Source organism: Streptomyces sp. NPDC012769 (assembly GCF_042901205.1).
GTDB lineage: Bacteria > Actinomycetota > Actinomycetes > Streptomycetales > Streptomycetaceae > Streptomyces.
The window spans coordinates 332,045-350,513 of the sequence record NZ_JBIBCP010000001.1; the positions used below are offsets into that span (position 1 = coordinate 332,045).

17 protein-coding genes are annotated in these 18,469 nt (G+C 74.0%); 8 read left to right on the top strand and 9 right to left on the bottom strand.

Annotated elements, in window-relative coordinates:
* Positions 1–51: 51 nt before the first annotated feature.
* A complete protein-coding gene (locus ACFY7C_RS01565) occupies positions 52–2,067 on the bottom strand; it encodes a prolyl oligopeptidase family protein (protein WP_389642050.1) in 2,016 nt (671 codons plus the stop codon).
* Positions 2,064–2,966 (bottom strand): hypothetical protein, encoded by a 903-nt coding sequence (locus tag ACFY7C_RS01570; protein ID WP_389642053.1) that lies wholly within the window; start codon positions 2,964–2,966, stop codon positions 2,064–2,066. The genes ACFY7C_RS01565 and ACFY7C_RS01570 overlap by 4 nt, the downstream gene beginning before the upstream one ends.
* 192 nt (positions 2,967–3,158) lie before the next feature.
* Between ACFY7C_RS01570 and ACFY7C_RS01575 the strand changes: the two genes are divergently transcribed.
* From ACFY7C_RS01575 to ACFY7C_RS01585, 3 genes are all read left to right on the top strand, one after another.
* Positions 3,159–4,040, top strand: coding sequence for a DUF2382 domain-containing protein (locus tag ACFY7C_RS01575; protein ID WP_389642056.1), 882 nt, complete (start codon positions 3,159–3,161; stop codon positions 4,038–4,040).
* A 236-nt stretch (positions 4,041–4,276) separates the two neighbouring features.
* The gene (locus ACFY7C_RS01580) at positions 4,277–5,281 is read left to right on the top strand and encodes an SGNH/GDSL hydrolase family protein (RefSeq protein WP_389642058.1); all 1,005 of its coding nucleotides are present in this window, start codon (positions 4,277–4,279) and stop codon (positions 5,279–5,281) included.
* 208 nt (positions 5,282–5,489) lie between these two features.
* Positions 5,490–6,857 (top strand): NAD(P)/FAD-dependent oxidoreductase, encoded by a 1,368-nt coding sequence (locus tag ACFY7C_RS01585; protein ID WP_389642061.1) that lies wholly within the window; start codon positions 5,490–5,492, stop codon positions 6,855–6,857.
* Here the strand turns inward: ACFY7C_RS01585 and ACFY7C_RS01590 are convergent.
* Positions 6,802–8,046, bottom strand: coding sequence for an MFS transporter (locus tag ACFY7C_RS01590; RefSeq protein ID WP_389642064.1), 1,245 nt, complete (start codon positions 8,044–8,046; stop codon positions 6,802–6,804). The genes ACFY7C_RS01585 and ACFY7C_RS01590 overlap by 56 nt on opposite strands.
* A gap of 56 nt (positions 8,047–8,102) precedes the next feature.
* Between ACFY7C_RS01590 and ACFY7C_RS01595 the strand changes: the two genes are divergently transcribed.
* Positions 8,103–8,723, top strand: a complete 621-nt coding sequence (locus ACFY7C_RS01595; protein ID WP_389642067.1) for a CGNR zinc finger domain-containing protein — start codon at positions 8,103–8,105, stop codon at positions 8,721–8,723.
* Positions 8,724–8,748: 25 nt separating this feature from the next.
* Here ACFY7C_RS01595 and ACFY7C_RS01600 read toward each other — a convergent pair whose 3' ends face one another.
* From ACFY7C_RS01600 to ACFY7C_RS01610, 3 genes are all read right to left on the bottom strand, one after another.
* Positions 8,749–9,216 carry a hypothetical protein gene (locus tag ACFY7C_RS01600; protein ID WP_389642071.1) on the bottom strand — a complete coding sequence of 156 codons (468 nt, stop codon included), beginning with the start codon at positions 9,214–9,216 and terminating at the stop codon, positions 8,749–8,751.
* 167 nt (positions 9,217–9,383) lie between these two features.
* Positions 9,384–10,046, bottom strand: coding sequence for a helix-turn-helix domain-containing protein (locus ACFY7C_RS01605; protein ID WP_389642073.1), 663 nt, complete (start codon positions 10,044–10,046; stop codon positions 9,384–9,386).
* A gap of 178 nt (positions 10,047–10,224) precedes the next feature.
* Positions 10,225–10,995: a hypothetical protein gene (locus ACFY7C_RS01610; protein WP_389645867.1), complete on the bottom strand. Its 771-nt coding sequence runs from the start codon at positions 10,993–10,995 to the stop codon at positions 10,225–10,227.
* Between the two features lie 181 nt (positions 10,996–11,176).
* Here ACFY7C_RS01610 and ACFY7C_RS01615 point away from each other — a divergent pair, with 181 nt between their 5' ends.
* From ACFY7C_RS01615 to ACFY7C_RS01630, 4 genes are all read left to right on the top strand, one after another.
* Positions 11,177–11,686, top strand: coding sequence for a GNAT family N-acetyltransferase (locus tag ACFY7C_RS01615; RefSeq protein ID WP_389642076.1), 510 nt, complete (start codon positions 11,177–11,179; stop codon positions 11,684–11,686).
* Between the two features lie 136 nt (positions 11,687–11,822).
* Positions 11,823–13,622 carry a hypothetical protein gene (locus tag ACFY7C_RS01620; RefSeq protein ID WP_389642079.1) on the top strand — a complete coding sequence of 600 codons (1,800 nt, stop codon included), beginning with the start codon at positions 11,823–11,825 and terminating at the stop codon, positions 13,620–13,622.
* 126 nt (positions 13,623–13,748) lie between these two features.
* A complete protein-coding gene (locus ACFY7C_RS01625) occupies positions 13,749–14,828 on the top strand; it encodes a dihydrodipicolinate reductase (protein WP_389642082.1) in 1,080 nt (359 codons plus the stop codon).
* Entirely contained in the window at positions 14,825–15,304 is a 480-nt protein-coding gene (locus tag ACFY7C_RS01630) for a carboxymuconolactone decarboxylase family protein (protein ID WP_389642085.1), read from the top strand. Before ACFY7C_RS01625 ends, ACFY7C_RS01630 begins: the two co-directional genes overlap by 4 nt.
* 61 nt (positions 15,305–15,365) lie before the next feature.
* On the opposite strand, the gene ACFY7C_RS01635 is transcribed toward ACFY7C_RS01630, so the two are convergent.
* The 3 genes from ACFY7C_RS01635 to ACFY7C_RS01645 all read right to left on the bottom strand — a co-directional run bounded on the left by ACFY7C_RS01635 (position 15,366) and on the right by ACFY7C_RS01645 (position 18,349).
* Positions 15,366–17,027, bottom strand: coding sequence for a GMC oxidoreductase (locus tag ACFY7C_RS01635; protein ID WP_389642087.1), 1,662 nt, complete (start codon positions 17,025–17,027; stop codon positions 15,366–15,368).
* Between the two features lie 219 nt (positions 17,028–17,246).
* Entirely contained in the window at positions 17,247–17,495 is a 249-nt protein-coding gene (locus tag ACFY7C_RS01640; RefSeq protein ID WP_389642090.1) for a hypothetical protein, read from the bottom strand.
* 89 nt (positions 17,496–17,584) lie between these two features.
* A complete protein-coding gene (locus ACFY7C_RS01645) occupies positions 17,585–18,349 on the bottom strand; it encodes an alpha/beta fold hydrolase (RefSeq protein ID WP_389642093.1) in 765 nt (254 codons plus the stop codon).
* Positions 18,350–18,469 lie beyond the last annotated feature (120 nt).

An 18,469-nucleotide genomic window follows, 5' to 3' on the forward strand; every position in this document is an offset into this window, starting at 1 on the left:
CCGGCCGCCGAACCCGGCCACCGTGCCCGGCGGGTGCGCCCGGCGGGTACGTCAGCCCTCGCGGGCGCCGAGCGTCCGCCAGAGGAAGGTGTGCTCCAGGGCGCTGTTGTAGGCGGTCTGTTCGTGGTCGGTGGCCCCGGCGTGACCGCCGGACAGGGTCTCGTGCAGCAGCACCCGGTGGCCGAGCTCGCGCAGTCGAGCGGCGGTCTTGCGGGCGTGCCCGGGGTGGACCCGGTCGTCCCGGGTCGAGGTGGTGAGCAGCACGGGCGGGTAGGGCCGGCCGGCGGCGAGCCGGTGGTAGGGCGAGAGCTCGGCCAGGTGCGGCCGGTCGGCCGGGTCGTCGGGGTCTCCGTATTCGGCGGTCCAGCTGGCTCCGGCGAGCAGCGTGTGGAAGCGCAGCATGTCGAGCAGCGGGACGTGCGCCACGATCGCGCCGAACAGTTCGGGACTGCGGACCAGCATCGCGCCCATGAGCAGGCCGCCGTTGCTGGCGCCGGTGATGCCGAGCCGGTCCGGGGTGGTGATGCCCCGCGCGACGAGGTCCCGGGCGACGGCCTCGAAGTCCTCGTAGGCGCGGTGCCGGTCGGCCTTGAGGGCGCTGCGGTGCCAGCGGGGGCCGTACTCGCCGCCGCCGCGGATGCCGGCCACCACGTACGTACCGCCGCGGGCGAGCCAGGCGCGGCCGCGCACGGTGTCGTACGCGGGGGTGAGGGAGACCTCGAAGCCGCCGTATCCGGTGAGCAGGGTGGGGCCGGGGTGGTCGGTGCCGCCGACGACGGTGTACGGGACGCGGGTGCCGTCGGCGGAGCGGGCGAAGTACTGGCGGGCGGTCAGGCCGGTCGCGTCGAAGCGCTCGGGCGCCTGCTTGATCGGCTCGCCGGGCCGGCCGATCTCGCCGCGGTGCAGGGTGGTCGGCTGGAGGTGGCCGGTGATGGAAAGGAAGTACTCGTCGCCGGTGTCCGGGTCGGTGTCGGTCAGGGCGGCGGAGGCGAGCGGCGGGACGTCGGCGAGCTCGCCGCGCTCCCAGCGTCCGGTGGAGGGGTCGGGCGTGAGCACGTATATGCGGCTGGCGACGTCCTCGAGGGTCTCCACGACCAGGTGGTTGCGGGTCCAGGCGTGGCCGGCGAGGGCCGTGCGCTCGTCGGGGGTGAACAGGACGTCGAGTTCCCGCCGTCCGGCGAGGAAGTCGTCGAGGCGGAAGGCGAGCAGGGCGCCGGCGGGCTGCCCGAGCCAGGGTCGCTTGGGGGTGACGAGGAGCCGGTCGCGGTGCACGGAGGTGTCGGCGTCGTCGGGGACGTCGATGCGGCGCAGCTCGCCGTCCGGGGTGAGCAGGTGGGTGTCGTGGTGCCAGAAGTCGCGGTAGCGGACGACGAAGTCGCGCTCGAAGCCCTCGGTCGGGTCGTGCCAGGCGGAGACGGCGAGGTCGGACTCGGCGACCTCGTGGACGAGTTCGGCCTCGGCGAGCGGGGTGCCCCGGCGCCAGCGGCGGACGGTGCGCGGATAGCCGGAGGCGGTCATGGAGCCGGGGCCCTGGTCGGTGCCGACGAAGACGTGGTCCTCGTCGATCCAGCCGATGTCGGTCTTCGCCTCGGGCAGTCGGAAGCCGTCCGCGACGAAGGCCCGGTCCTCCAGGTCGTACTCCCGCACCACGACGGCGTCGCCGCCGCCCCGCGCGAGGCTGATCAGCGCCCTCCGGAACGCGGGCCGCAGCACCTGTGCGCCGGCCCAGGTCCAGTCCTCGCCCTCCGCCTCGGCCAGCGCGTCGAGGTCGAGCAGCACGTCCCAGGAGGGCTCGTCGGTGCGGTACTCCTCCAGGGTGGTGCGCCGCCAGACGCCGCGGGTGTGTCCGGCGCCCTGCCAGAAGTTGTAGAGGTAGGGGCCGCGGCGCGTGGTGTACGGGATCCGGTCGGGCGCGTCGAGCACCTCGCGCAGCTCGGCCACGAGGCCGGCGAATCCTTCGCCCCGCGCGAGCTCGGCCTCGGTCTCGGCGTTGCGCTCCCGCACCCAGGCGAGCGCGCGCTCGCCCTCGACCTCTTCGAGCCACAGATAGGGGTCGGTGTCGCTCACGCCCGGTACTCCTCTTGTTCGTCCCGCTCGTCCCACTCGTCGTGGGGCGGGATGGTCCACCGCAGGACGGTACCGCCGTCGGCGGCGCGGTGGAGGGTGACCGGGTGGACCTGACCGGCGTCCCGCTCGCCGTGGTGCCGCATCGCGTGGTCCCCGGGGTTCCATCCGATGCCGAGGACCCGGCAGCCGGCCACCTCGATCCGCCCCGCTTCCAGGGGGTGGTCGCGTCCTGCCCGCTGGAAGCGGTGGAAGTCGGTGTGCGCGTCGACCGACCACACCAGGCCCCTGCCCTGGTGGTGTTCGCGGGTCCAGGCTTCGAGCGCGGCGGCCTTCCGTTCGGCTTCGGCGACGGGCAGGTCGAGCCAGCCGCACGGTCCGCCGTCGTCGCCCGGTGTCATCCGCTCGCCGCCGAAGTGGGCGTGCGCGGCGTCCACGTGCCGCCCCCAGTAGGCGAGGTCGGCGAGGCCGTCGTCGGACTCGTCCGCGAGCCCCGTCCAGGCGTCCAGCGCGACCGCGTCCCCGACGACCGTGCCGCAGCGGTCGACCGGCAGGTCGCCGAGCCGGACGGGGGCGTCGCCGGCGCCGTCGGGCCACGGCACGCCCAACTCGACCTCCAGGACCGAGATCACCGGCTCCTCGTCGAAGACGGAGGGCTCGGTGGCCGCCCGTACGGTCAGCGTCCCGTCGGCGCGGGCCGGCACGGCCACCGCCTCGCACAGCCCGTCGCGCAGATGCCCGCCTCCGGCGGCAGCGGCCTCGCGCGCCCGCTCGGACAGGGGCCGGCCGAGCTCGGGCCAGACGCCGATGCCCCCTGCCATGCCGAGCACGAGCACGCCCGAGGGCGCCGTGACCTCGCCGAGGCCCGTCCACGTCTCGGTCTCACCAGCGATCTCGCTCATGTCGACGATGGTGCACCACGCCTCTGACAAGCCGACCGCTCCGCGGGATCCACGGGCCGGTCCCTGGATCGCCCACCTTCGCTTCAACGGTCAACTGGTCGGAACTCAACCAAATCGGGGGCATTTCATACGTTTTCGCCCCTATGAGGTGGTAAGCCGCAGGGGGACCATGCCAACGCCAGGAGGGTAGACATGATCGCCCAGGAACAGATTCCCACTGTGCTGGACCATCCCGTGTACGACCAGGAAGGCAGGAAGATCGGAGACGCCAAGCACGTCTTCGTCGACGACGTCACCGGTCGCCCCGAGTGGGTCACCGTCAAGACCGGAATGTTCGGCACGAACGAGTCCTTCGTGCCGATCAAGGACGCTTCCCTGGTCGACGACCATCTGGAGGTCCCGTACCCCAAGGACCGCATCAAGGGCGCTCCGCACGTCGACATCGACGGCGGCGGCCACCTGGACGCGAGCGAGGAGCAGCGCCTCTACGAGTACTACGGCATCGCGTGGGACGAGGCCTGGCAGCGGGCGAACCAGCCCGGCGACGGAGGCTGGGCACACGGCACCGCCGGTACGGCGGGAGCGGCCGGAGCGGCCGGCCTGACCGATCGGGGCCGAGGCGACCTCGGAGCCGAGGACATGGGCACGGCGCGGACGGGGCGTTCGGTCGGCGACGACGCGATGACCCGGTCCGAGGAGCAGATGCACGTGGGGATCGAGCGGGTCGAGACCGGGCATGTGCGGCTGCGCAAGTACATCGTCACCGAGGACGTCCAGCAGACCGTGCCGGTGCGCCATGAGGAGGTTCGCGTGGAGCGCGAGCCGATCACGGAGGCCAACCGCGAACAGGCCCTCTCCGGGCCCGAGATCGCCGAGGCCGAGCACGAGGTGATCCTCCACGAGGAGCGTCCCGTGGTCGAGACCAAGGCCGTCCCCGTCGAGCGGGTCCGCCTCCGGACGGACGAGGTGACCGACGAGGAGACCGTCAGCGGGCGGATCCGCAAGGAACGCATCGAGGTCGAGGGCGACGAGACGGGCATCGCCCGGGACCGCGACGAGCGCGACGCCATGTGACGAGGCCGCACCGCCGGTACCGATCACCGACGTCGTCCACCGCGAAGACCTCCGGTGGGGTGCGGGCGCCGAGCCTGCACCCCACTCGGGGGCCTTCGCGCCGCCGTGCAGCGCCCTTGTGCTCGGCCCGCGCCCCAAACCCGACGCACCTCCGTGCGCCGCCGGATTCGCTCTCCCAGGTGGAGTCGGCGCCCCACGCCGCCACTGGGCCTGTCGGCAGCCGTTGAATGTCCCCCATGAGGCTGACGAGGACGCTCTGCGCGGCGGCGGTGCTCCTGGCGGCGACGGCCGCCGGACTCACCGCCCCCGCGGCCGGCGTGAACCCCCCGAAGATCCCCACCGTCTTCCTCGGCGACGCCTCCGTCGCCGGGTGGGGCATCGCTCCCGTCGACCCGAACGGGCTGCTCTGCGTGCGCGCCCAGGAGAACCTGCCGGACGTCATCGAGGACCAACTGGCCGACCAGGCCATCCTCCTGGACATCACGGCCGACGTGTCCTGCGCCGGAGCCGCCCTCCACCATGTGTGGGAGGAGCAGGAGCTGGGCGGCGGCGGGACCGCCGTACCGCAGAAGCGTGCCCTGACGAAGGAGACGAAGCTGGTCGTGGTCGGGCTCGGGGCCGGGACCGCAGGTTTCGGGCAGGTGCTCAAGCAGTGCTCGCAGCGGCTGCGGGGCACCGAGGGGTCGCACCTGCCGGACGTGCCGGTGGACGCGGGGTCGCCCGCCGCGCAGTGCGACGCGTACTTCTCGAAGGGTGCGGGTGCGGACTGGCTCGAGCGGCGGTTCGCGCAGACCGGCAAGGACCTCGACAAGCTGTTCTCCGAGATCGGCAGCGAGTCGCCCTCGGCCACGACGGTTCTCGTGGGTTATCCGCGGCTCGTCCCGAAGGATCGCAAGCGGTGCCGCACCGCCCTGCCCGGCGGCGAACGGCCGCTCGCCGATGTGCCGGAGGCCGCGTGGGGCTTCCTCGACACCAAGGTGCAGGCGCGGCTCAACTCCCTGATGGCGGCGAAGGCCAAGGAGCACAAGGCCCACTTCGTCGACCTCTACGCGACCACCGGTGCGGCCACCGCCTGCGACGGCTCGGACCGGGCGGTCGGCGGTCTGCTCGAACCGTCCGGGGTGACCCTCCTCCATCAGCGGCTGCCCTGGCTGCTCGCGGCCGACGAGACGGGCCGCGACGGCAACGGCGACACCGTCGCCCAGTCGATCGCGGCGATGTACGGACACGGCCCCGCCTGACCCGCCGTTGCGACGGCCGTGACGGCCGTGACGACTTCCTTGAGTGCTTCGCCCTCGGCCGGGTAGCCGGAGTCCTGGGCCCTCTCACCGCTTCTCGCCCTTTTGCCGGATATGAATGATTTCCGGATGATGGGTTCGGTTAGTCAGGCTGAGAGGGTCACTCATGGCCCGTACCGCAGGACAAGGCGTGGAAAGGCGGTCTTTCACCGTGTCTCGACCGAGAATCCTCGTGGTGGGCGCCGGTTTCGCCGGGGTCGCGTGCGTGCGGCGCCTCGAACGGCGGCTGACCGGGCGAGAGGCCGCGATCTCGCTCCTTTCGCCCTTCTCCTACCAGCTCTACCTGCCCCTGCTCCCCCAGGTGGCCTCCGGCGTGCTGACCCCTCAGTCGGTCGCGCTGTCCCTTCGGCGCAGCGAGCGGCACCGGACGCGGATCATCCCCGGCGGCGCGGTCGGCATCGACACGGACGCCAAGGTCTGCGTGGTGCGGACCATCAGCGGGGAACTGGAGACCGAGCCGTACGACCATCTGGTCCTCGCCCCCGGCAGCGTCACCCGCACCTTCGACATCCCGGGTCTCAAGGAGCACGCCCGCGGCATGAAGACCCTCGCCGAGGCGGTGTACATCCGCGACCACGTGATCGCCCAGCTGGACCTCGCCGACGCGAGCCAGGACGAGGCGGAGCGGGCCGCGCGGCTGCAGTTCGTGGTGGTCGGCGGCGGCTACGCGGGTACCGAGACGGCCGCGTGCCTGCAGATGCTCACCCACAACGCGGTCAAGCGCTATCCGCGGCTCGACCCCAAGCTCATCAAGTGGCACCTGGTGGACATCGCGCCGACGCTGATGCCCGAGCTCGGGCCCAAGCTGGGCGCGGCGGCGCTCGACATCCTGCGGCGGCGCGGGATCGAGGTGTCCCTCGGGGTCTCGGTGGCGTCCGTGGACGAGAAGACGGTGACGCTGACGGACGGCAGGGTGCTGCCGAGCCGGACCCTGATCTGGACGGCCGGGGTCGCGGCGAGCCCGCTGATCGGGACCCTCGGCGCCGAGACGCACCGGGGCCGGCTCGTGGTGGGCGCGGACATGGCGGTGCCGGGCATGCCCGGGGTGTACGCGCTGGGCGACGCGGCAGCGGTGCCCGACCTCGCCAAGGACGAGAAGGGCGCGGTCTGTCCGCCCACCGCCCAGCACGCCATGCGCCAGGGCAAGGTGGTCGCCGACAACCTGGTCGCGACCCTGCGGGGCGAGAAGACCCATCCGTACGTCCACAAGGACCTGGGGCTGGTGGTGGACCTCGGAGGTCTGGACGGCGTCTCCAAGCCGCTGGGCGTCGAGCTCCACGGCATGCCGGCCCAGGCGGTGGCCCGCGCCTATCACTGGGCGGCGCTGCGCACCAATGTGGCGAAGACCCGGGTGATGACGAACTGGCTGCTCAACGCCGTGGCCGGTGACGACTTCGTCCGCACCGGCTTCCTGGCCTCCAAGTCCGGCACACTGCGGGACTTCGAGTACACGGACGCCTATCTCACCCCCGAGCAGGTCCGCACCCACACCGCCTCCCTGCGCGCCTCCACGGCCTGACGCCCGCCCGGCCCACGACCGCCTGGGCCGCCGCGGCGAGCAGCTGCACCGCCGCGGCGGCCAGGAGGGCGCCCGCCGGCGTCCGTCCGGCGAGCGGCCCGGCCGCGGCGGCGCCCAGCGCGAACGCGGTGATCTTGACGCTGGCTCCCGTGGTGAACACCTGGGCCCGCAGCCGCTCCGGCGCCTCCCGGTGCCGCACCGCGAACAGGGCGGTCAGCTGCGGTCCTTCGGCGGCGCCGGCGAGCAGCGCGGCGGCCACGAGGACGTCGGCCCGGCCGCTCGCGGCCGCTGCGCAGGCCGCCGAGAAGGCCGCCGCCAGCGCCAGCGGCGCGACCCACAGGACCGTGTCGGGGTTCGGGGCGCGGCGGCGCCGGGCGAGCACCGCTCCGGCCCCGAGGGCCGCGAGGGCGACACAACCGAGCAGCAGAGCACCGTCGCCGGCGGTTCCGAGAACCCGTGCCCCGAGCAGGGGCACGCAGGCGACGAAGATTCCCTGCCCGAGGCAGGAGAGGGTGGAGCTGAGGGTCGCCCTGGCCAGCGGCACGGAGCGGGCCAGGCAGGCGAAGCCGCGTACGAGATCCCCCGCCACCGCCCGTACGGTCGGCGGACCGCCCGCGTCGGACCTGCGGGGCAGCCCCCGGGTCGCGGGCACCGCGAGCAGGATCAGCGCGGCGGAGGCCGCCACGGCGGCGGGAGCCCCGAGGAGGCGGCCGAGGAGTCCGGCGAGGGCCGGCCCCAGCAGGCTCGCGGCGTTGAAGGTCATGGCGTCGAGCGCGTGCGCCCGATGGAGCCGTTCCGCCGGTGCCGCGGTGGAGAGTTGTGCCGTCCAGCCGCCCGCGAGGGCCGGGGCGAGCGTCCCGGCGGCCAGCGCGACGAGCAGGGTGAGGGGGAACGGGACGCGCCCGAGGCTGAGCAGCACGGCGACGAGTCCTGCGGCGTAGAGGACGAGGGAGGCGGCGAGCAGCCGGCCCGGGCGGCGGGCACGGTCGAGGAGCGCGCCGAGGACCGGTCCGCCGAGCGCCGCCGCGGCCGTGATGCCGGCGAGCAGGGCGGCCCCCGTCGCCACCGATCCGGTGGAGCCGTAACCGAGCAGCAGGAGCGCGGGCCCGGACATCTCGTCACCGGTGCGCGCCGCCGTGGCGCCCGCGAGCAGGCGCCGTGTCCCGTGGTTCTTCTGGTCGTTCAGCACCGGCATGACGCTACGCAGGTAACTCAAAGCTCCACAACATGCGTTACATTCGCTCCATGCCTCCCGCCCCCGCGCCCGCGCCCCCGGACGACGGCGCCGCGCGTCACTCCGTCCTCGCCAACGCCCGGCGCGCCGCCGACCTGGTCAATGTGCTGAGCCGGCCCGACCCGCGTCCGTCGTGTCTGGACGAGGTCGCGGCGGTGCTGCGCGCGTACGGCGAGAGCGAGCCGCTCGGGCTCGCCGAGGCCGACCTTCCCGGGCTGCGGGAGGCGGCGGGCGCGCTGCGACCGGTGTTCGCCGCGGACGGCGTGGACGCGGCGGCGCGGGTGCTCAACGCGCTGCTCGCCGAGCGGACCGGTCCGCTGCGGCTCACCGCGCACGGCGGCGCGAGCCCGTGGCACCCGCACGTGGACCGGGACGACGAGGCCCCGTGGGCGGAGTGGTTCCTCGCCTCCTCCTGTCTCTCCCTCGCCGTGCTCCTGTGGGACCGGGGACGCGCACCGGGCGGAGTGTGCGCTTCGGGCACGTGCCAGGACGTCTTCGTCCCCCTGGGCAGCGGCCAGGAGCGCCGCTACTGCTCGCGCCGGTGCGCCACCCGCGAACGGGTCGCGGCGCACCGGCGGGCCAAGGGAGGCGCGGCGAGCGCGGCCGGTCGCCGGCGGTCCGGTCCCGGGTGACCGGGTCACCCGGGACCTGAGCGGCTCAGATGTCGATCACGCGGTAGGCGATCGTGTAGATGCCGCCGGAGCCTTCCAGGGAGCGGTACTGGACCTCGGCGCCGGCCTCGCTGCCGGTGACGAGCGTGGCGCCCAGCTTGTCGGCGCCGAAGGTGTCCTTGTCCCAGAGGGTGAGGGTGCGGGCCTGCTGGCGGCCGAGGACCAGCGCCGGGTTGCTGTTGCCGTCGGTCATGGAGCGGACGTAACCGGCGCCCATGGTCTGGTACGTGATGCCGGTGCCGGGCCACACCTTGACCTGGTTGCCGTTGGCGTCGGTGATGTTGAGGTAGGCCTCGTCGTGGTTGCCCTCGCTGTTCTTGTGGCAGGTCAGCTCCAGGAGCTCGATCTTCACGTAGTCGATCGGCTCGGCCTGGGCGGTGCCGGCGAAGACCCCGAGGCTGCCGAGTCCGAGCAGTGCGGCGGCGGCCATCCGGACGGTACGGCTCTTGCTCATGGTGGATCCCCCGTGTTCATGACGTCACGTCAGGTGACGTCCGGTGTGCGACCCCGCCGTCCCGGCCGGGCCGTTCGTGCCGTTCCCCCCGGCACGTCCCTCACTGTGCCCGCCCCGCCGCGGCCGGTTCTACGCGCGTTCCGCTGGCCGGAACAGCGTGGCCCGGGTCACACCGGAAGCCCCCGGGCGAGTCCGCGCGCGAGCGCGCCGGCGGCCTCGGCGACCGCGTCGGCCAGCGGTTCGAGGCGGCGCCCCGCGCGGACCATCGCGGCGAGCGCGGCCACGGTCCGGCCGTCCGGCGACCGTACGGGCAGGGCCGCGCAACACACCCCCGCCATCACGTCCTCCCGGTCGAGCACGGCGCCCGCGCCCCGGGGGCCGCGCAGCGCCAGGCCCGCGGCCGTGTCGAGGCGGAACGCGGTCCCGTCCCGCAGCGGCAGCACGGGCTCGAGCTCACCGGGCACCGAACTCATCGTCAGCGCCTGGTCCTCCCGCATCACCACGAGCAGCACGCTCGCCCCGGTCGAGGCGCGCAGCCGGTGCAGCGGCAGCCGGGCGGCGGCCCGCAGGCCCGGGTGCGGCTCCCAGGCGAGGCCGAGCCGGTAGAGCTGCGGGCCGACCCGGTAGCGCCGGTCGCGGCGTTCGACGGCGCCGACGGCCACGAGCTGGTCGAGCAGTCGGTGCGCGGTGCCCTTGGGGACGCCGCAGGCCTGGGCGAGTTCGGTGACGCCCGCCGCGTCGTCGCCGTGCCTTCGCAGCGCCTCCAGGAGGGCGAAGGCCCCTTCGAGGACTCCTCTGCCCCGGTCGACCATGCTCGCGTTCGCCACCATGTCCCCGTCTCCCCCTGGGCCTCTCCCGCCCGGCCGCCGTCCCCCGATGGCGCGGCCCCGGACGCCGGGGACACCTTGCGGCAGAACGGACGTACCGGCCAAGCCTTTGCGCGGCGTGGCGCGGGAGCACGGCAGGCACGGCACGGGTAAGGGGCCTCTCAGGGACCCTCAGGGACCCTCAGCGGGCGAGGACCGCGGCCGGGCCCATGACGACGACGGGCTCGCGCACCGGGTCCAGGGCACGCAGCAGTTCCGTCATGTCCTCGCGCGGCAGGGAGACGCAGGCCTGGGTGGGGCCGCCGTGGTCGACGTGGATCCAGACGCCGCCGCCCTTCTCCGGGCCGAGCGGGCGCTCCTTGTTGAGGGGGGTGGTGCCCGGTACGCGGTTGTAGTCGATGGCCACGACGTAGTCGAAGGAGCCCTCCAGGGGTTCACCGAGGAAACCGGTGCCGGAGACGGCGAACTCCTCGTCCTGGTCGTACGGGACGCGCGCACCGGGGTCGGGGAGCCGGCCGCCGGCGTCGCCGAGGCGGAAGACCCCGGTCGGCGAGCGCAGGTCACCGGCCACATGGTTCTCGGTCCAGCCGCGCAGGGCGTTGTGTCCGACCCAGGGGCCGGCGGTCCGGTGCCACCGGCCGGCCGGCTCCCGCTCGTACAGCACGGCGGTGGCCGTGTTGCCGTCGGCGCTCTCGCCGCTGACGACGAGGACCTGGGTGGTGCCGGCGGGGACGCGGGCCTGGGTGCGGGGGCCGACGCCGGGGATGCGCGAGGGGGCGCGGTCGGCGCCGCCGCGTACCTCCCGCGGCGGTGCCGCCGCCCCGGCGGGCGCCTTCGCGGGTCCCTTGGCGGGCGCGGCGGGCGGCGACGGGGCCGGGGTGCATCCGGCAAGCACCAGGACCGCGGACAGGGCGCAGGTCAGCACCGTTGCGGTGCCCGCGCGGACGGGCATGCGGACGGCCATGGGCGGGCCACCTCCGAGCTTCGGGGCAATGCCGCCATCCGTACCCGGTGCGTGCGCGTGCCTGTCGCCCCGGCCGGGTCCCCTCACCCGTCCGGGCCCAAGCGCGGATCCCTGGCCGGGCACGGCAAAGGAGTTGACGAGCCGTAGGGTGCGGCGATCTCCTGACCCGGTGAACGACTCGCCCGCGAACGCCCTTCGCATCGCCCGGATCGACCCCGCCAACCCGGCCGCGTCCGCCGCGCTCCTCGCGGACTGGCGGCTGATCCACAACGCGATCATCCCCACGGCCCCGCTCTCCGCCGACGAGGTGCGCGAGCGGGCCGCCCGCAACCGGCTCGAGGTGGCCTACGCGGACGGCACGGCCGTCGGCTGCTCCACCGTCCGCCCACCGGACGAGGAGACCCCCGCCGCCACCGTCATCTCCCGCGTCCTGCCCGCCTACCGCGGCCGGGGCTACGGGACGGCGCTGTACGAGCGGGGCCTGGCGCACGCCAGGACGCTGAGCGACGCGGGCGTGGAGACCGTCGTGCTCGCGAGCAACCAGGAGGGACTGCGCTTCGCGCTCGCCCGCGGCTTCGTGGAGGTCGAGCGGTACGTGCTGCCGGGTGACACCGTGCCGTTCGTGGCGCTGCGTCTCGCCGAGGGCATGGTGACGGCGGGGGTCACGGCGGGCTCGTAGCCGGCGCTGCGCCTCGCCGAGGACGTGACGACGGCGGGGGTCACGGCGGGCTCGTAGCGGAAATTCGCTGGACGGGACGCCGCCGGGCGGGGCACCCTCGAGGCATGATCGACAGAATCGAGCACACCTCCGCCCGGTGAGCGCCGCGGACGAGCGCGTGGCGCTCACCTCTCGGCCCTCCCTGTACGCCTTCGTCCTCGACCGCCTCGCGGCCGAAGGGGACGGCGGACCACCCGCCGGTGGCTATGCGGCTCCTGAGGAGCCGTCACTCCTCGGGACCGGACCATGGTTGCGTGGCGGGAAGGCCGCCGCTGCCGTGCGGGCGGCCCTCGGCCGGCTCCTCGCCGGACCCGACACCCCGGCCACGGCCGAGGCGATCGACCGGTCCCTCGCCGAACTCCCCGTCCGTACGGGCCCGCTGGTCGGCGCCGTCCTGTCCCTCCCGCTCGACGACGTGCCCGCGGCCCGCCGATCGGCCCGCCGTCTGGTCCGTACGGGCACGACGGTCCGTACCGTGAGCGTCGGGCTGGCGCTCCTGCTGCGGCTCGGTGAGCCCGAGGACGTGCCCGCTCTTGAAGCGCTGTCGCGTGTGCGGGATCTGTCGGACCTCGCCGTGACGGCCCTGGAGCGCCTGGACCCGCGACTGGCCGCGCTGCGCCGGCTGGACGTCCGGGTCAGCCGGCCCGAGCTGCGGCCGCTGGTGGACGGGATCCTGTACGGAACGGCGCGGGACGTCCGGCGACTGCTGCTCCGGCAGCCGCTGGACGTCCGTATCGTCAACGCGTCCCAGGCGCGGTGGATCGCCGAGGCGGCCGGTCTCGGCGGGCTGCTGCGCCGGGGCCCGGTCGATCCTCGGCTGCTCGCGCAGGCGGGGCGACTCCTGGTGCGGATGGCGAGTCCGCGCGAGGAGCGGGCGGAGATCCTCCGATACGGCGGGGCCGTCGACGTCCACGAGCTCGTGATCCGGCGTGCCTGCGCGCTGCGGCCGACCCTGGATCACGCCGCCGTGCTCCTCTCGCTCGCCGTCGACCTGCACAGCGGCCCGACGCGGATGCTGCCCTGGCGGGAAGGACAGCGGGAGCAACTGCTCGACGCGATCGGCGCCCTGCTCTCCTCGACGGCCTGGGAGGGGGTGTACGCGGAGGCCGGTGCGGACGCCCCGTCCGCCGTGCGCCGAAGGGTGGCCTGGCTGCGGTATACCGCCGGGCGCGTCTTCCGGGCGCCCGAGCCGCCGGGCCGGCTGCGGATCGAGGTCCTCTCGCGCGATCCGGCCGACGGGGAGCAGGTGGAGACCCGCATCCTCCTGGACGGGAGACCGCTCGTCCCCGAGGTCTTCGGGCGTGGCGCGGGAAACACCCCCGAGGACCTCCTCGACGCGGGCTGTCTCGTGGCCACCGAGGAGCCCCGCGAGGTGCGGCTCGCGGACGCCTGGTGCTGCGAGGGCTGTTGCGGCGCGCTGTCGGTGACCGTCGTCCGCGAGGGCGACGAGGTGGTGTGGCGGGACTGGCGGCACCCGGCCCGGCTGCCGTCCGGCGACCCGGCCCCCGAGCTTCCCGCGTACCGCTTCGACGCCGCCGCCTACGACGCCGAGCTCGCGCGGGCGACCGGGGACGACGGCTGGTCGTGGCCGGCCCGGACGACCGGGCGGCTGATCGGAGCCGCGCTGCGCGAACGCCCGGAGCCGCTCGCCCGCTGGGACTGCGTGCTCGTCCACGCGAGCGCGGACGGCCGGGATCCTGACACGGCGGTGCTGTGGTTCCACTATCGTCCGGGCACCTTCGAGGGTGAGCCGGCGGAGAAGGGGCCGTGGCTGCACTTCGTGTGGCGCCTGCCCGACGACGGCACTCCGCCGGCCGTGCGGGCGGCGGCCGCGCTGCACCGGATCGAGCGGGAGGACCCGAGGGCTTACGCGGAGTGCGCCGGGGGCAGCCGCTGAGGGCGCGCCGCCGCCGCGCGGCCGCCCGGAGTCCTCCCCCGGACCCGCCGGAGCATGCTGACGAGTCGTCAGATCCGCTCCGTCCCACCTCTGGGAACCTCGCGGTCGCGGCGCTACCCTCCGCGCATGATTCCGACCGTGGTGTGGGGAACCGGAAATGTCGGGCGCGCGGCCATCCGGGCCGTCGACGCCCACCCGGCGCTCGAACTCTCGGCCGTCCTCGTCGCGAACCCCGCCAAGGTCGGTCGTGACGCCGGCGAGCTCGCCGGCCTCGGGCGCGAGCTGGGGGTCGCGGCGCGGGACGACGTGGCGGCCGTCCTCGCGCGGGGCCCGGGCGCCGTCGTGTACGCGGCGTCCGGGGACCTGCGTCCCGACGAGGCGCTCGCCGACGTGGTGCGGGCGGTCCGGGCCGGGGCGGTGGTCGTGACGCCCTCGCTGTATCCGCTGTACGACCAGCGCGGCGCACCGCCGGAGTTCCGGGAGCCGGTCCTGGCGGCGGTCAAGGAGGGCGGCGGCTCCCTCTTCGCCTCGGGCGTGGACCCGGGGTGGGGCAACGACGTGCTGCCGCTGCTCGTGAGCGGGCTCGGCAGCACCGTGGAGGCGATCCGCTGCCAGGAGATCTTCGACTACTCGACGTACGAGCAGGAGGAGTCGGTCCGGCACCTCGTCGGCATGGGGCGGCCCATGACGTACGAGCCGCCGATGCTGCTGCCGTCGGTGCCGACGATGGTGTGGGGCGGTCAGCTGCGGCTGATGGCCCGGGCGCTCGGCGTCGAGCTGGACGAGATCCGCGAGACGCTGGAGCGGCGCCCGCTGGAGACGACGGTGCGGACCCGGACGATGGGCGAGTTCGCGGCGGGCACCCAGGGGGCGGTCCGCTTCGAGGTGCAGGGAGTCGTCGACGGGGAGCCGCTGCTCGTGATCGAGCACGTCACCCGGATCCATCCGGACTGCGCACCGGACTGGCCGGTGCCGCCGGACGGCTCTGGGGCGCACCGGGTGATCGTGGAGGGCCGGCCGCGGATCGAGGTCACCGTCGAGGCGACGGACGAGGGCGAGAACCGGTCCGCGGGCGGCAACGCGACCGCCGTGGGCCGCCTCGTGGGGGCGATCGACTGGCTCGTGGCGGCGGAGCCGGGACTGTACGACGCGCTGGACGTGCCGCTCAGGCCGGCGGTCGGGAAGCTGGGAAGGAGACCGCGGTGATCATCGACATTCCCGAGGGCCAGGAGCCGATCGGGTACGTATGGGGCGACATGGTGCCCGGGATCGGGATGGCGGCGGCGAACTTCTCGCTGTCGGTGTACGCGCACACGACGCTCGGGCTGCGCGAGTTCGAGGCGGCGCGCCTGCGGATCGCGCAGATCAACGGGTGCCGGTTCTGTCTGGACTGGCGGACCGACCGGGACGGGGAGACGGTCGAGGAGGAGTTCGCGGACGCGGTGCTCGCGTGGCGGACGACGGAGGCCTTCGACGACCGGACCCGGCTCGCGGCGGAGTACGCGGAGCGGTACGCGTTGGACCACCACAACCTGGACGAGGAGTTCTGGTCGCGGATGACGGCGGCGTACAGCCAGGTCGAGATCGTGGAGCTGACGATGAGTCTGGGTTCGTGGCTGGCGTTCGGGCGGCTCAACCGGGTGCTGGGCCTCGACACGGTGTGCGTGCTGCCCACGCACTGAGGCGGTCGTGACGGGGCCGGCCGGGTCGCCCGGCCGGCCCCTCGTGCCCGTCCCGCCGCCGTCACAGGTCGGTGGCGATGATCTTCTCGATGTTGCGTTCGGCGAGCGCGGTGATGGTGACGAACGGGTTGACGCTCGCGTTGCCGGGGATGAGCGCGCCGTCGATGACGTACAGACCGGCGTAGCCGTGCAGGCGGCCGTGGTTGTCGGTCGCGCGGCCGAGGACGGCGCCGCCGAGCGGGTGGTACGTGAGGTGGTCGCCCCAGATCCTGTTGCCGCCGAAGAGGTCGGTGCGGTAGATCGTGCCCTCCTTGGCGTTGATCTTGTCGAAGATGGTCTTCGCCGCGTCGATGGAGGCCTGCTTCCAGGCGCGGTCCCAGGTGAGGTCGACGTTTCCGGTGGCGGGGTTCCAGCGGAACTCGGCCCGGTGCGGGGTCTTGGTGATGGAGAGGTAGAAGGAGGCGTAGGTCTCGATGCCGGTGGGCAGGGGCGCGACCTCGGCGAAGGCGCCGCCCGCGTCCCAGTTGTCGATGCCGGCGGTCGGCATGGCCGACTGGAGCTTTCCGGTGGGGTCCCACATGTGGTTGGCCCGGCCGCACATGACGTTGCCGTTGTCGCCCCAGCCCTTGCCGATCTGGTCGTTGAGGGCCGGCAGGGCTCCGGTGGCCTTGAGCCGGGTCAGGAGCTTGCTGGTGCCGACGCTGCCGGCGGCGAAGAACACCCGGTCGGCGATGACGGTCTTGGTCTCGACGGTGGCGCCGGTGGTGTCGAGCCGGTCGAGGGAGACGGTGTAGCCACCGCCGGACGCCGGGGTGACGGTGGTGACCTTGTGGAGCGGGGAGACGGAGAGCCGTCCGGTCGCGGCGGCGCGGGCGAGATAGGTCTTCTGGAGGGTCTTCTTGCCGTGGTTGTTGCCGTAGATGACCTCGCCCTCCAGGGCTGACCTGGGCACGGCGCCGGCGGCCTCCTGCCGCATGTAGTCCCAGTCGTAGACGTTGGGCACGAAGACGAAGGGGAAGCCGGAGCGTTCGGCGTGCTTGCGGCCGACCCGGGCGTACTGGTAGCAGGCGGCGCCCTCCCACCAGGACGGGTCCACGGGGGTGACGCCGAGCCCCGCGTTGGCGCGGGGGTAGTAGGTGCCGTACATCTCGGCGGGGTCGACGGTCGGGAGGATGGCGGGGAAGAGGTCCCGTCGGGGCGTGACGGCCATGCCGCCGTTGACGAGGGATCCGCCGCCGACGCCGCGGCCCTGGTAGACGGTGATGCCGGCGAAGTCCTCGGCGTCGAGGATGCCGGTGTAGCGGGGCACGTCCTTGTCGAGCGGGAAGCCGAGGAAGTTGCTCAGCGGCTGTCTGGTGCGGGTGCGCAGCCAGAAGGAGCGGTAGTCGGGCTTGGTGGTGTTGGCGAAGATCTTCCCGTCGGATCCGGGGGTGTCCCAGGCCATGCCCATCTCGACCATGTGGACGGGGACGCCGGCGAGGGTGAGCCGGAGCGCGGCGACGGAGCCGCCGTATCCGGTGCCGATGACGAGGACGGGGACGCGGGCGCCGGAGGGGATCGGCGCGGTGAGGGGGGTCGTGGCGGTCCCGGCGAGGCCGGTGGCGCTCGCCGCGGTGGTGGGGCCGGCGAGCGCGAGGCCGCCCAGAAGAGAACCGGTTCCTGTGACGAACCGACGGCGGCTCAGGCCTCGGGAAGCCGAGGCCGAAAGGGATCTGTCAGTCACGTGATGTTCCTCACTCGAGGAATGAACGGGAACATGTTCTACTGGCGCGTTCGTGGGAAGTCACGCGAAACCGCCAGGTAACTTACGGTCGGAAATCAGCCGAATGCGATCACGCGCGAAGGGTCGGCGGGGTCGGAATCCGGACGTGATGCCAAGAGGACGCGATGTCGAGAGGACGTGGTGCCGAGAGGGGATCGCGTCGGCGGCTGCCGTGCGGCCTCAGCCGGTGGCCGTCAGACCGGCCACCAGGACGGCCGCGAGCGCGGCCCAGGCCACGGCGCCGGGACCGGCCGTGCGCCAGCCCAGGGCGGCGAGGAGGAGACCCGCGAGAAGGCCGGCGGCGAGGGCACGCCGGTCGCGGGTGAAGGAGAGGGCACGGCGGGCCGTGCCGGGGGCGCGCCGTTCCAGGAGGGCGAGCCGGCACACGAGCAGCGCCGCCGCCACGGCCGCCGTCAGGGCCAGGATCATGCCGCACCGCCTCTCCCCGCCGCCGGACCCGGGATCACCAGGGTCCCTGCTCTGCCGCAAGTGTCCCCGGGTACGGCGGCGGGCGCGCGTCAGGCGGCCAGGAAGGCCTCGATGGCGTCGGCGAGGGCCTTCGGGGTCTCCTCGGGCGCGTAGTGCCCGGCGTCGGGCAGGACCGTGAGCCGGGCGTTGGGGTACCAGCGCAGCCAGGTCGCCTCCATCGCCTCCGCGCCGAGCGCCGGGTCGTGGGCGCCGACGACGAGGAGGACGGGCGCCGGGTTGTCGCGGACGCGCTCGTGGAAGTCGGTGCGGGACCAGGAGTCGAGGTAGGCCCGGAAGGCGCCGGCCGAGGAGCGCCTCAGCGAGCGGTCCACGAGGCCGGAGAGCCAGTCGTCCCCGTAGCGCCCGCCGGTGGTGGTGTCGATGATGGCCCGGCGGTTGCCGGGGTTCTCGGCGGCCCCCGCGAAGAGCTCCCAGGTCTCCGCGTCGAGCGGGAAGCCGGCCGCCGACACCGGGGAGATGCCGATGATCGAGCGCACCCGCTCGGGCGCGTCGAGCAGCATCAGCTGGGCCGCCTTGCCGCCCATGGAGTGGCCCACGACGGAGAAGTCGTCCCAGCCGAGGTCGTCGGCGACGGCGAGCGCGTCCGCAGCGACCTCCTCCATGGTGTACGCGCCGTCGGCGTCGATCGCCTCCCCGTAGCCACGGCAGTCGAGGAAGGCGTAGGACCCGGTGTCCCCGTCCAGGTGTTCCCGCAGCGGTGCGAAGCTGGTCCGGTCGCCGAACCAGTTGTGCAGTACCAGGACGCGGTGCGGACCGCTGCCCTCTACGTCGTACGGAAGAACCCGGCCCGTCATCAAGCCCCCTGGTCGCGAGGTGGTGGGTGGGCCGCGCGGCGCGCGGCAGCCGACGTCCGAGTCTCGCCAGCGGCGCCGAGCCGGGTCAATGCCCCCGAGGGGTGGTTCACCGGGGCGCAC